Source organism: Corynebacterium sp. SA-MJD20WY100 (assembly GCF_039822565.1).
Lineage (GTDB): Bacteria > Actinomycetota > Actinomycetes > Mycobacteriales > Mycobacteriaceae > Corynebacterium > Corynebacterium phoceense_A.
Genome location: NZ_JBCJKS010000014.1, coordinates 65,919 through 78,899 on the forward strand (window position 1 = coordinate 65,919; position 12,981 = coordinate 78,899).

At 62.9% G+C, this 12,981-nt stretch carries 11 protein-coding genes and 1 pseudogene; 9 read left to right on the forward strand and 3 right to left on the reverse strand.

The window, feature by feature from the left end; all coding sequences use genetic code 11:
- Positions 1 to 62 precede the first annotated feature (62 nt).
- Both fbaA and ABJ196_RS08825 read left to right on the forward strand, forming a co-directional pair.
- Positions 63 to 1,097 (forward strand): class II fructose-bisphosphate aldolase, encoded by a 1,035-nt coding sequence (gene fbaA / locus ABJ196_RS08820; RefSeq protein WP_288855588.1) that lies wholly within the window; start codon positions 63 to 65, stop codon positions 1,095 to 1,097.
- A gap of 162 nt (positions 1,098 to 1,259) precedes the next feature.
- Entirely contained in the window at positions 1,260 to 2,453 is a 1,194-nt protein-coding gene (locus ABJ196_RS08825) for an FUSC family protein (RefSeq protein WP_347306303.1), read from the forward strand.
- Between the two features lie 32 nt (positions 2,454 to 2,485).
- Here the strand turns inward: ABJ196_RS08825 and ABJ196_RS08830 are convergent, their stop codons facing one another.
- Complete coding sequence (locus tag ABJ196_RS08830; protein ID WP_347306305.1) at positions 2,486 to 3,373, reverse strand: hypothetical protein; 888 nt, start codon at positions 3,371 to 3,373, stop codon at positions 2,486 to 2,488.
- A gap of 216 nt (positions 3,374 to 3,589) precedes the next feature.
- Here ABJ196_RS08830 and gltS point away from each other — a divergent pair, with 216 nt between their 5' ends.
- On the forward strand, positions 3,590 to 4,810 hold the full coding sequence (gene gltS / locus ABJ196_RS08835; protein ID WP_347306307.1) for a sodium/glutamate symporter: 1,221 nt from the start codon (positions 3,590 to 3,592) through the stop codon (positions 4,808 to 4,810).
- Between the two features lie 342 nt (positions 4,811 to 5,152).
- Here the strand turns inward: gltS and ABJ196_RS08840 are convergent, their stop codons facing one another.
- Complete coding sequence (locus ABJ196_RS08840; protein ID WP_257070505.1) at positions 5,153 to 5,311, reverse strand: hypothetical protein; 159 nt, start codon at positions 5,309 to 5,311, stop codon at positions 5,153 to 5,155.
- A gap of 221 nt (positions 5,312 to 5,532) precedes the next feature.
- Between ABJ196_RS08840 and ABJ196_RS08845 the strand changes: the two genes are divergently transcribed.
- From ABJ196_RS08845 to purT, 3 genes are all read left to right on the forward strand, one after another.
- Positions 5,533 to 5,859 carry a hypothetical protein gene (locus ABJ196_RS08845; protein ID WP_347306309.1) on the forward strand — a complete coding sequence of 109 codons (327 nt, stop codon included), beginning with the start codon at positions 5,533 to 5,535 and terminating at the stop codon, positions 5,857 to 5,859.
- A 577-nt stretch (positions 5,860 to 6,436) separates the two neighbouring features.
- Entirely contained in the window at positions 6,437 to 7,726 is a 1,290-nt protein-coding gene (locus ABJ196_RS08850; RefSeq protein WP_347306311.1) for an adenylosuccinate synthase, read from the forward strand.
- 138 nt (positions 7,727 to 7,864) lie between these two features.
- On the forward strand, positions 7,865 to 9,097 hold the full coding sequence (gene purT, locus ABJ196_RS08855; RefSeq protein ID WP_347306319.1) for a formate-dependent phosphoribosylglycinamide formyltransferase: 1,233 nt from the start codon (positions 7,865 to 7,867) through the stop codon (positions 9,095 to 9,097).
- A gap of 3 nt (positions 9,098 to 9,100) precedes the next feature.
- Here purT and ABJ196_RS08860 read toward each other — a convergent pair whose 3' ends face one another.
- Positions 9,101 to 9,559 (reverse strand): GNAT family N-acetyltransferase, encoded by a 459-nt coding sequence (locus tag ABJ196_RS08860; RefSeq protein WP_347306313.1) that lies wholly within the window; start codon positions 9,557 to 9,559, stop codon positions 9,101 to 9,103.
- A 133-nt stretch (positions 9,560 to 9,692) separates the two neighbouring features.
- On the opposite strand from ABJ196_RS08860, the gene pta reads away from it, so the two are divergent.
- From pta to ABJ196_RS08875, 3 genes and pseudogenes are all read left to right on the forward strand, one after another.
- Complete coding sequence (gene pta, locus ABJ196_RS08865; RefSeq protein ID WP_347306315.1) at positions 9,693 to 11,036, forward strand: phosphate acetyltransferase; 1,344 nt, start codon at positions 9,693 to 9,695, stop codon at positions 11,034 to 11,036.
- 6 nt (positions 11,037 to 11,042) lie between these two features.
- Positions 11,043 to 12,263, forward strand: a complete 1,221-nt coding sequence (locus ABJ196_RS08870) for an acetate kinase (protein ID WP_347306317.1) — start codon at positions 11,043 to 11,045, stop codon at positions 12,261 to 12,263.
- A 242-nt stretch (positions 12,264 to 12,505) separates the two neighbouring features.
- Positions 12,506 to 12,981 (forward strand): annotated as a pseudogene (locus ABJ196_RS08875) (hypothetical protein); the annotation flags it as partial.

Consider the following 12,981-nt stretch of genomic DNA (forward strand, 5'->3'; position numbering starts at 1 on the left):
GCTTAACGCGGGCATACTTGGAGGGGTAAACATATCGGCTCCGAACACCCAAGGATGATTCAATGCCTATCGCAACCCCTGAGGTCTACAACCACATGCTGGACACCGCCAAGAAGGGCGGCTTCGCATTCCCGGCCATCAACTGCACCTCCTCTGAGACCATCAACGCAGCACTGCGTGGTTTCGCTGAGGCAGAGTCTGACGGCATCATTCAGTTCTCCACCGGTGGTGCGGAGTTCGGTTCCGGCCTGTCCGTGAAGAACAAGGTTGCTGGCGCCCAGGCTCTCGCAGCGTTCGCGTACGAGGCCGCCAAGCACTACGACATCAACGTTGCCCTCCACACGGACCACTGCCAGAAGGAAGTTCTGGACGAGTACGTCCGCCCGCTCATCGCCATCTCCCAGGAGCGCGTTGACCGCGGCGAGCTCCCGCTGTTCCAGTCCCACATGTGGGACGGCTCCGCTATCCCGATCGACGAGAACCTCGTCATCGCCCAGGAGCTGCTGGAGAAGGCCCACAAGGCCAACATCATCCTTGAGGTCGAGATCGGCGTCGTCGGCGGCGAAGAGGACGGCGTCCAGGCTAAGGCTGGCGCTAACCTCTACACCTCCGTTGAGGACTTCGAGAAGACCATTGATGCACTGGGCACCGGCGAGAAGGGCCGCTACCTGCTGGCCGCTACCTTCGGTAACGTCCACGGCGTCTACAAGCCGGGCAACGTCAAGCTGCGCCCGGAGGTTCTGGACGAGGGCCAGAAGGCTGCTATCGCTAAGCTCGGCCTTGACGCTGACGCTCAGCCGTTCGACTTCGTCTTCCACGGTGGCTCCGGCTCCGAGAAGGAGAAGATCGAGCAGGCTCTGTCCTACGGTGTTGTGAAGATGAACGTCGACACCGACACCCAGTACGCCTTCACCAACCCGGTTGCTCGCCACATGTTCGAGAACTACGACGGTGTCTTCAAGATCGACGGCGAGGTGGGCAACAAGAAGGTCTACGACCCGCGTTCTTACATGAAGAAGGCCGAGCAGGGCATGTCCGAGCGCGTTGTTGAGGCCTGCACCGACCTCCACTCCGTGGGCAAGACGGTCTCCAAGTAAACCGCACGACTCGTCACAGCGGTCAGCGCTGCTGACACCTCCTGAATACCTCCGCACCGCGGCTCATCATCGGGCCGTGGTGCGGAGGCTTTTTCTGCCACCACACCCTCAGGACCATAACCCCGCTGTCGCGCCACGGCATGACCGCTAAAATCAGGCATCATGGCGACTGAGAAACAACCTTCCCGCGTGCGACAGACCACCCGCGAAACCTTGCGCACGGTGGATAAGTCGCTCAAAGCTCGCTTTGGCCGCCTGCGCAACCGCTTCGTCTACATTCTGCAGATCACGCTGGGTGCCGGCCTGGCCTTCTTCGTTGCGCACAGCTTCTTTGGTCACTCGCAGCCGTTCTTCGCGCCGATGTCGGTCATCATCATTCTCGGACTGTCCGGCAGTGACCGCCTCAAGCGCGCCATCGAGCTCTCCGTCGGCGGCATCATCGGCGTCATCGTGGGCACCTTCCTTGTCGACACTCTCGGCACAGGCCCTATCCACATGACCATCATCATTGGCGTCTCTTTACTTATTGCGTCCTTTGTGACGAGTTCGCAGCTGGTGAGCAACCAAATCACTATCGGCGCCATCCTTATCGCCACCATCATGCCGCCGGAGGAGATGGGCGGCCTTTCCCGCGCCATCGACGCAGTCATTGGCGCCGTCATCGGCGTGGTCATGATTGCGCTTATTCCTAATTCACCGCTGCGTGCCGGCCGCGGGGAAGTCTCCAAGGTCCTGCGCGTGGCGAGCTCTGTGCTGTCCGATGTCGCCAAAGGCTTGCGCGACGAGGACCCCGAGGGCATTCGTGACGCCCTCGACGCCGTCCGCGGCACCCAGGCTGATATCAATAAGATGCTCGCCGCCGCGAAGGGCGGCAAAGAGACAGCAAAGGTTTCGCCCTTCCTCTGGGCGTCGAAGCGCAGTATTCGGTCGCTCGAGCGCACCTTGTCCCCGGTGGACAATGCTGTGCGCGGCGTTCGCGTCCTGGCGCGCCGCGCGCGCGTCCTCGCCGAGGATGGCGACCACGTCTCACCCGTCCAGTTGGAACTCATCGAAGAGCTTTCCGATGCCGCCCAAGCCCTTGGCGCCCTCTACTCCGAGTCTGCACGGGAGCAGCGGCTCCACGAAGCAGAAATCATTCCCGAAACCATCCATCAGTTGCGCTCCATCGCAGCGCGCGCCGGAATGGACGTCGTGGCAGACCCCCACGTGCTCTCGGCCTACGCCATCCTTGCGCAGACGCGCTCCATCACCGTCGATCTGCTCATGGTCTGCGGCATGTCGCGCGAATCCGCGGTGGCGGCGCTCCAACCGACGTCGGAACACCCCGCCTATCCGCCCGAGGTACACGGCGAATAGCGCGCCTCGCTCGCCAGTCTGAGACTCGGTGCTTAGGGACGCGCGATTTGAAGGTCGCGCAGGTGGCGGTAGAACGTCACGCGGTCCACGGGCCGCTTGGCGCTCACGCCGTCGACGACGATGCGCATTTCGGCGCCGCCGGCTTGGACCGCGCGGCCGGTGTGCACACTCTCGTGGTCGAGGGCGCCGGGTTCCGGCGTGTGCCGGTTCCGCAGACGCGCGAGGAAGCCCTTGGGAGCGGGTGGCTCGCCGTAGAGGGGACCGAGCGCTGTGGCGGCGACGATGCCGGGGGCGTCGAGCATGGGCACGAGACGTGCGCCCCACGCGCCGGCGCCGGCTTCCTGGCGCACGAGCACGGCGTCATCGACGATGATCTCGCCGGTAATCTCGCCACCATCCCACGAGCAGATGGCCGCAGAACCAGCGATGGCGAGGCCGGAGTCGTTGCGAATGAGGGGAACGGGACGCACGGGGGCGTTGAGGGCCACGGACCATGCGGCCTCGGCATCGGTGGGCAAGCCCCAGTTGTGGGCGGCGGTGGAAGCGGAGGCTGGGGTAGAGGGGGCATCGGCAAGCTGAACGGGCACGAAGCCGAACTCGACCCACATGTAATCCGCGCGCATGGCGCGCGTGAGAACGGCGGAGAGCGCGGCGTCCGTGCCGACAACGACGGTGCGCAAGGGCTCCGGCACAGGCTGCGGGGCGAGCTGCGGGGTGCCGAGGTGAGAGACGTCGGGCTGCGCGGCAATCTCGTCGAGCGAGGGCGTGGGGTCCTCCGGGAGAATCTCTGCCGCGAGGGCATCCATAACCTTGAGTTCCTGGCGGGTGGGGATCGCGGAGAGATCGTGGACCTGAGCGTCCTTGGGTAGGGAAGCGGGAAGCGGTGCGTCGGTGCCGCAGCGCAGGACGAGGTACGTCATGAAAGACCCCTTGGATGAAATATGAGTAGTGAGTTTCAAGCCTACAAAATGCGGGCGGGGGTGATTCAGTCGCGGCGCCCACATATGCGTGAGTTAGTTGTTTGGACCACGTAACGGTAAACTAGCCCAGTTACACTGCCCCCTTTTGTTGCGCTAAGCGGGGCGCTGTCGCGCTCGCAACCTTGAGTTCTAACCCCAAGAAGGCCTGAGGTGTTTATGGATATCGAATTTTCTCTCATTCAGTCGGTGGGCTTTTCCATCGTCGTGCTCATCATTGGCATGTGGCTCAAAAGGCGTATCTATTTTTTTGAGCGGTTTGCCATTCCGTCGCCGGTTATCGGCGGCTTTTTGTTTGCCATCATCAATCTGATCCTGCGCCAGACCGGGCTGGCGAATATCACGTTCGACGTGACCGTTCAGTCCTTCTTTATGGTCATCTTCTTTACCTCGGTGGGCTATGGCGCCTCCATCAAGGTGCTCAAGAAGGCCGGCCCGAAGGTCATGGTCTTCCTCGTGCTGTGTACGGTGCTGTGCTTCTTCCAGGATCTCGTGGCCGTGCTCCTCGCGCCGCTCGTGGGCGTGTCCAAGGACCTCGCGCTCATGACGGGCTCGGTGTCCATGACTGGCGGCCACGGCGTGTCCGGCGCAATTTCCCCGCTCGTGGAGGACTCCGGCGTCACGGGTGCAGAGACCGTCGCCTACACCTCCGCGACGTTCGGCCTCGTGGCCGGATCCCTCATGGGCGGCCCCATCGCCAATCGCCTCATCCTCAAGCACCAGCTCCACAAGCAGGAGTCGGAGAAGGTCCACATCGACACATCTCTTCTCGAGCGCAGCGTGCGCAAGCTGCGCCAGGACCGAATCATGCACGCGTTCATCATGATCCTGCTCGCCATGTTCATCGGCTCCTTCATCACGGACTTCCTCAACAAGTGGGTCGGCACCTTCACGGAAAAGGCCGCCTTCCCCGTCTACCTGGGCACCATGCTCGTGGCCGTCTTCTTCCGCTACATCAACGATAAGTACGAGCAGCGCGAATACGAAGAACTCGTGCCCGTCCAGGAAGTCGAAATCGTGGGCACCGTGGGCCTCAACATCTTCCTCGCCATGGCACTGATGAATGTCCGTCTCTGGGAGCTCGCGGACCTCGCCGTCCCGCTGCTCGTCCTTCTCTTCGGCCAGGTTATCCTCATGGCCATCGCCGCCTACTTCATTACCTTCCGCGTCATGGGCAAGAACTACGATGCCGCCGTGCTCGCCGCCGGCCAAGTCGGCTTCGGCATGGGTGCCACTCCCAACGGCATGGCCAACATGGAATCCGTCACCACCAAGTTCAAGCCTTCCCCGCTCGCCTTCTTCATCGTGCCCATCGTGGGCGGCATGTTCATTGACTTCACAAACTTGTTCATCATTCTGGGCTTCCTCAACTTTGCGTAGGGGAGCACCCGGGTGCCAGGTTGTTGGGCTCAGGTGTTGCGCCTGCGCCTTCGTATGAGGTGTCTTCGTGTAAAAGGTGTGAGTCAGACTGTGTATTTCGCTTTCCAGAGGAGCGAATACACCTTCTGGCTCACACCTTTTGATGGGGAGCGCGGGCCAGCCTCATCACGTTCCGTCGCGTCGCGAAATGCCTCGTATCAAGATGCCCGGGAAAGTAGTCGTTGAAGCGTTCTGCTGGGGCCGGTAAACTAGGCCGTGACATGAAAGCTCGCCGCCGGATTGTCACGCCAAAACAGCGGAAAGCCCCAGTCACTATGAAGAAGCTGAGGCTTTCCAGTGAGACTAGCTAGTCAGCCAGTTCCAGACCTGCTCGATAGCATCGCGCAGGTAGTTGGCTGCCAGCGTCCCGAGGGTCCTGGCTGCGATTGCGGTAACAATCGCAGCCAGGGCCTTCTTCTTATCCTTGTCCCTCTCAGGCGGCTGCGAATTAGAAGCGGACATTGTCATCTCACCTCCCTCCATCAGGTAGGCGGAACCCAACGCCTCAGCGCTGACGATGGCAGTTGGCCCCCGACCCCCATATATGGCGGTGGAGACCCCGGGCGACCCCGGTTGACAGCACCGTCAGAAGGGGAGAGCTTGCGCTCTCGCGGGCCAGATTACAGAAAAATAACGGGTAAGGCGCACGGTCATGTCGACCCCTGCGCGTAGAACTATCGGCCATGGAACTCATGGATTATTTTCGCTCGGATGCGCGGTTGCGGGTGGTGCTGGAGCAGGGAAGTCAATCACCGGCGGGCGGGCTGGCGCGCACGCTTGCGGCCTGCTTCGAGGAGCTGCATCCGGACGTCCAAGCGGCGCTCGCGGAGAATCTCACCATCGTGGCGAGGGAAAGCCAGCGGCGTTTGAATAGCCATCGCACCCCGCGAATTTTCTCTACTGGTAAGCGTCGCGCACCTGTCAATTACTCTTGGGCGTGCAACGAACAAAGGCAGACAGCCGTATGTGTGGTCGTTCGGAAGCCGAGTGGGAATCGTAAGTCCCGATAGCGCGCGAGCTGCGTGAAGAACACGTAATAAAGCACCCTCGATAAAGCACCCGCGGCACACCCTCACTTATGGGGAGTTCACTCGGCAGGTAGCAATTTCTGCGGATCAGATGGACTGTGATGCGGGTACTGAAGACGGGTGGGCTGGTGTTTCACGATGAAAGCCACGAAGATCCTGGCTCAGACGGGCTGCTGTCGGCTTATGTAGTGCCGGCAGGCACGAGATATTCGGGTGCTGGATTCTATGAACTCGGGAGGAAGTGCCACCCAAGGTCAATAGTGACAACGACGACGTCAAGATTCGAGTGTTGAGCAAGGAAATGGACAAACTCAAGGAATACCGCACGGAGCTGAAGCGTCAGCGACACTCGCGTTCCTGACGCGTCGATGCTCTCGCGGTCGCTGGGACGCGTAATTACGCCCACATAATCGCGTCCAGGTAATGAAAACTATCGTGCGACCGGGTACCATAGGACAGTATTTTGATCGTAGCGGCTGCGGTCGGTCGTCGAGAGACGGCACGATAAACGCAACCCACGCAATCGGCCCGTCAGGGCTAGGGAAGTGAACGAAGCAACATGGCAGCTATCGTGATTGTCGGCGCCCAGTGGGGCGACGAGGGCAAGGGCAAGGCCACCGATATCCTGGGTGGCCGCGTGGACTACGTGGTCAAGCCCAACGGCGGTAACAATGCGGGCCACACCGTGGTCGTCGGCGGCGAGAAGTATGAGCTCAAGCTCCTTCCGGCCGGCATCCTCTCCGAGAACGCCATCCCCGTCCTGGGCAACGGCACGGTTATCAACTTGGAGGCCCTCTTCGACGAGATCGACGGCCTGGAGGCCCGCGGCGCCACGGCCTCGCGCCTGCGCATCTCCGCCAACGCGCACCTCGTTGCGCCGTACCACCAGACGCTCGACCGTGTGCAGGAGCGCTTCCTGGGCAAGCGTGCCATCGGCACCACCGGCCGTGGCATTGGCCCGACCTACGCTGACAAGGTTGCCCGTATCGGCCTGCGCGTCCAGGACGTCTTCGATGAGTCCATCCTGCGCCAGAAGATCGAGTCCGCGCTCGACATTAAGAACCAGATGCTGGTGAAGATGTACAACCGCAAGGCCATCGACGCTGACCAGATTGCGGAGTACTTCCTGCAGTACGCGGACCGCCTGCGCCCCATGGTCATCGACGCGGAGCTTGAGCTCAACAAAGCGCTGGACGAGGGCAAGCACATCCTCATGGAGGGCGGCCAGGCCACCATGCTCGACGTGGACCACGGCACCTACCCGTTCGTGACCTCCTCCAACCCGACCGCCGGTGGCGCGTCCGTGGGCTCCGGCATCGGTCCGGCTCGCATCACGCACGCCCTGGGCATTATCAAGGCCTACACGACCCGCGTCGGTGCTGGCCCGTTCCCCACGGAGCTGCACGACAAATGGGGCGAGTACCTGCAGACCACCGGCGGCGAGGTAGGCGTCAACACCGGCCGTAAGCGCCGCTGCGGTTGGTACGACTCCGTCGTTGCACGCTACGCCACCCGCGTCAACGGTTTCACGGACTACTTCCTGACCAAGCTCGACGTGCTCACCGGCATCGGTGAGATTCCGATCTGCGTGGCTTACGACGTCGACGGCGAGCGCTTCGACGAGATGCCCATGACCCAGTCTGACTTCCACCACGCCGTCCCGATCTACGAGACCATGCCAGCCTGGGACGAGGACATCACCGACTGCAAGACCTTCGAAGAGCTTCCGCAAAAGGCCCAGGATTACGTTCTGCGCCTCGAGGAGCTCTCCGGCGCCCGCTTCTCCTACATCGGTGTGGGTCCCGGCCGCGACCAGACCATCGTGCGCCACGACATCCTGGCAGACTAACCCCAGCTTCCCGATGCCCCCTCCTCCGTCCCCGTGGGTCGGAGCCGGGGGCTTTCGCGTGCCACAGCTTGGGCGTGGGCAAGGCGTGGAATAATGGCCACAATGTCTATTTCAGGGTCCCTCGAAGGAGAATCCACCATGACCACGCCGCAGGCTGCCGCTGACTTCGTTGGCACGCCACTTGCCCGCAATGCCACCCGCGTGTTGCTCCTTGGCGCCGGCGAGCTGGGCAAGGAGTTGGCCAGCGCGTTCCAGAACTTAGGGCTGGAGGTCCACGCGGTGGACCGCTACAAGGGCGCGCCGGCGCAGCAGGTCGCGCACTTCGCCTACGTCGCGGACGTCAGCGATGAACAGGCGGTGCTCAACCTCGTCCACGAGGTGCAGCCGGACTTCGTCGTGCCGGAGGTCGAGATGGTCGCGGTGAGTGCGCTCACACAGATTGAGGAGGAAGGCAACGCCGTCGTCGTTCCCACGGCGCGTGCCTGTGAGGTCACTCAGGATCGCGCGAGCATGCGCGCAGCCGCGGAGTCATTGGGCCTGCCCGGCTCAGCGTATAAGTTTGCAGAGAGCGAGGAGGAGCTCGCCGCAGCATGCGAGGAGCTCGGCTACCCGTGCATTGTGAAGCCCGATATCGCGACCTCCGGCCGCGGTCATATGATGGTGCGTGATGCTGCCGATGTCCCCGAGGCTTGGACCGCAGTTCACCGCATCGTCGGCGACCATCACCGTCTCGTCGCCGAGCGTTTCGTCGACTTCGACTATGAGGCCACCATCCTGGCCGTGCGTTCCATCGATCCGGAGACGGGGGAGTTGGCCACGTGGTTTAGCGAACCCATCGGCCACCGCCACGCGAACGGCGATCTCGTGGAGGCGTGGCAGCCCCTCGCGATGAGCGAGGATGCCCTGGCCAACGCCCGCTCCGTCGCGGCGCGTATCTCCAATGAGCTTGGCGGCCGCGGCGTGTACGGCGTCGAGGTCTTCGTCGCCGGCGACGACGTCTACTTCTCCTCGGTCTCGCCCCGGCCTTCCGATACCGCCATGGTCACCGCGTACACGCAGCGCTTCAACGAGTTCGAGCTTCATGCCCGTGCCATCCTGGGCTATCCCATCGACGTCACGCTCGTGAGCCCCGGCGCCTCCGTGGTCCTGCATGCGGATTCCGACATCCAGGACGTCGCCTACACCGGCCTTGCCGAGGCCCTCGCCTATGAAGAAACGGACGTGCGTCTCTTTGGCAAGCCCGGCGCCTACGCTGGCCGCCGCATGGGCCTGGTCACCGCCACCGGCGAGACCGTTGACCTCGCCCGCGACCGCGCCAACCTCGCTGCTACCAAAATCTCCGTCACTGCGACTCCTGAGGAGGAGGTGTAGACCCTAGCGGCGAATCATGGGCACGTGGGGCACGCCCTCGTCGTCATAGTCGGGGCCGCAGACTTCAAAGCCGTAGCCGCCGTAGTAGTCGGTGAGCGGCTTCTGGGCGGTGAGGTAGAGCGGCAGTGGGGTAGAGGGGGCATCGGCAAGCTGGAGGGCTTGTTCCATGATGCGGCGGGCGACGCCCGTGCCGCGCGCGGCAGGGGTCACGGCAAAGCGGCCGAACTGGAGGACATCCTCGCCGTCGACGGTAGAGGGATAGACGCGACCGACACCCATAAACGCGCCGGAGTCATCCGTGGCGAGAAGATGACGCGTGGTCGCCGCGGCGTCCGTGTCATCGATCTCCGCGTAGGGGACCTGTTGTTCGTGGACGAAGATGTCCACGCGCAGCTTATAGAGCGCGTGGACCTGCAAGGGGCTGAGCTCGTGGAGGGGAGCGATGATCATCGAATTCGTCATGTGACGCATTCTACGTCTGTGGCGTGGTTCAATATTTTCTCGTGCCCGTGGTCAAGCCGGTAAGGTAGAGACGATCACTATTCGGGCGTGCCAGTGACGCGCGCCATATTGTGCTATAGAAAAGGATTTTCCTATGACCGCCTCCCGTTCCGCGCTCGTGACTGTTGCTGGTCGCAGCTTTGATGGCCTTGACGTCGACGCTCTTGCTACGACCCTGGGGCTTGAGGCGACGTCCGTTGAAGGCCTGTCCTCCGTCCCCGAGATCGTTGCGGCGGGCCCGCGCATCCAGGGACTCATCCGCGGCACCGGCGACTCCCACTTTGACGCGATTTCCGCCGCAGCACTGGGCGTGCCGCTCATCATCGTCGGTTCCGGCGTTGCCGCAGACCTCGCGCTGCGCCACGCCAAGGAGCTGCGTGCCACCGCCGTTGCCGTCGAGAGCCTGGACAAGGTGCCGGGGGCGCTCGCCCCGATTGGCGCGCTGGAGCCCATCATGTCCCCGTCCGTCTTTGAGGCCCAGTTGCTGGAGAAGGCGAAGGCCGTGGGTGCGCACATCGTGCTGCCGGAGGGCGACGATGACCGCATCCTGCTCGCCGCGGGCCAACTGCTCGCGCGCGGCATTGCCAAGCTCACCATCCTGGGCGACCCGGAGGCGATTACGGTTCGCGCGGGCCAGCTCGGCGTGGATCTCTCGGACGCGACGCTCATCAACCACCTCACCTCGCCGCTGGCCGAGGAGTTCGCTGAGGACTTCGCGCAGCTGCGTAAGAAGAAGGGCGTGACGCTGGAGCAGGCGCGCGAGACGATGAAGGACATCTCCTACTTCGCGACGATGATGGTCCACAAGGGCCTGGCTGACGGCATGGTCTCTGGCGCTGCCCACACCACGGCGCACACGATTAAGCCGTCTTTCCAGATCATCAAGACCGTTCCGGGCGCGTCCGTGGTCTCCTCCATCTTCCTTATGGTTATGCGCGGACGCCTGTGGGCATTCGGTGATTGCGCCGTGAACCCCAACCCGACCGCGGAGCAGCTGGGCGAAATCGCCGTCGTCTCCGCGCGCACGGCTGCCCAGTTCGGCATTGACCCGCGCGTGGCCATCCTGTCCTACTCCACGGGCACCTCGGGCTCCGGCCCGGACGTGGACCGCTCCGTCGCCGCAGTCGAGGCCGCGCGCGCCTTGGACTCCACCGTCAAGGTCGACGGCCCCCTGCAGTTCGACGCCGCGTGCGACCCGGGCGTGGCTGCGAAGAAGGCCCCGGATTCCGAGGTCGCCGGCCAGGCCACCGTCTTCGTCTTCCCGGACCTCGAGGCTGGCAATATCGCCTACAAGACGGCGCAGCGCACCGCTGGCGCGCTGGCCGTGGGCCCCATCCTGCAGGGCCTCAACAAGCCCATCAACGACCTCTCCCGCGGCGCTACCGTCCCGGACATCGTCAATACCGTCGCCATCACTGCAATTCAGGTAGGAGCGTAAATAGCCTTGTCGTACGTACTCGTCCTCAACTCTGGTTCCTCCTCCGTCAAATTCCAGCTCGTCAACCCCGAAAACTCCGCCACGGACGCCCCGCTCGTGTCCGGCCTGGTCGAGCAGGTCGGCGAGCCCATGGGCGCCGTCACCGTCAAGACGGGCGGCGAGGCCTACAAGGAAGAGCTGGAAATCCCCACGCACTCCTTCGGCCTCGAGCGTGCCTTTGAGATCATGCATGACCACAGCGTGGGCCCCCAGGATGTCGACGTCATCGCCGTCGGCCACCGCGTCGTCCACGGTGGCAAGCTCTTCTCCGAGCCGCAACTCATCACCGACCAGATCGAGTCGATGATCGAAGACCTCATCCCGCTGGCACCGCTGCACAACCCGGCGAACCTGGACGGCATTCGCGTCGCGCGCGCCATGCTGCCCAACATCCCACACGTGGCGGTCTTCGATACCGCGTTCTTCAACCACATGCCGCCAGCCGCCGCGCTGTATGCCATCAACAATGAGGTCGCCTCCCAGTACGACATCCGTCGCTACGGTTTCCACGGCACCTCGCATGAGTTCGTCTCGCAGCAGGTCCCGAAGTTGCTGGACCGCGATCCAGGCCACGTTCACCAGATCACGCTGCACCTGGGCAACGGTGCCTCGGCCGCCGCCATCCGCAATGGCCGCGCGATCGACACCACCATGGGTCTGACCCCGCTGGCCGGTCTGGCCATGGGTACCCGTTCCGGTGACATCGACCCTGGCATCATCTTCCACCTCTCGCGCCAGGCGGGCATGTCCATCGATGAGATCGACAATCTCCTCAACAAGCAGTCCGGTGTCAAGGGCCTGGCCGGCGTCAATGACTTCCGCATCCTGCGCGAGCGCATCCAGAACGAGGACCAGGACGCGTGGCTGGCGTACAACATCTACATCCACGCGCTGCGCCGCTTCATTGGCGCGTACATGATCGCGCTCGGCCGCGTCGACGCGATTACCTTTACCGCCGGCGTGGGCGAGAACGACACGGAGGTCCGCCAGGACTCCCTGTACAACCTCGACATGTACGGCATCCACTTCGACAAGGAAGCCAACCTCTCGCCGTCGCGTGAGCCGCGCATGATTTCCACGCGTACCTCCCCGGTGAAGGTCTTCGTCGTGCCTACCAACGAGGAGCTTGCCATCGCGCAGAAGTCTGCCGCCGTGGCCACGCTCGCGCGCGAAGCCGGGCTTTTCTAAAAACGGCGTGACAGGAACACTCCTGGGAGTAGCTCAACGAAAGGGACTGTCTTTCCCTACCTAGTATTTGGGTAAGTATCTCTCTCAGGAGTTTTCGCATGTCTGTGTCTTTGCGCAGTACCATAAATTTTTCGCCGCCGCGGCCTCGTTTGCGCAGCTCGTGCCCAGTATCTTTTGGGTGCCACATATAATGTGCAGTCCTCCGCTTGCCGGAGGGCTGTACTCGTTTTAGCGTATGCGTCATGACCATTATGGGGGAGCTGGCCAGCCTGTTGGCCCGGGGGCTCGACATCGTTGACGAGGTGCTTGGTAAGACCGAAGCGGAGATTATCGCCATGGGTATTCCCGACACGCTTGCCACAGACGTCGTCGCGACTGCCGCGCCCTTTGCCGAGACGAATTCATTCCAAGACAAACGCCGCCGGACGCGCGCTGCGGCGGAGAAACACAATCTGCTCACGCTCATCGCGGTAGAGAAACAAGCCCAACGACTCAAAAAAGAACACCAGCGCTGGGATGTACGTCTCGAGGCGCTGAAGAACACCGGCGATACGAAGCACATCGACAAACAAGCCCGCGAGCTGGTAAAGAAGGTGTCCACACCGCGCGCGCCGAAGGCTGGCGTGCGGTTTGCTCAGCATCGGGATGGTAACGCGTCGCTGACTATCTGCGGGCCGTCGGCGGACCTGGCTGATATCCGGGATTCCATTGACAAAGA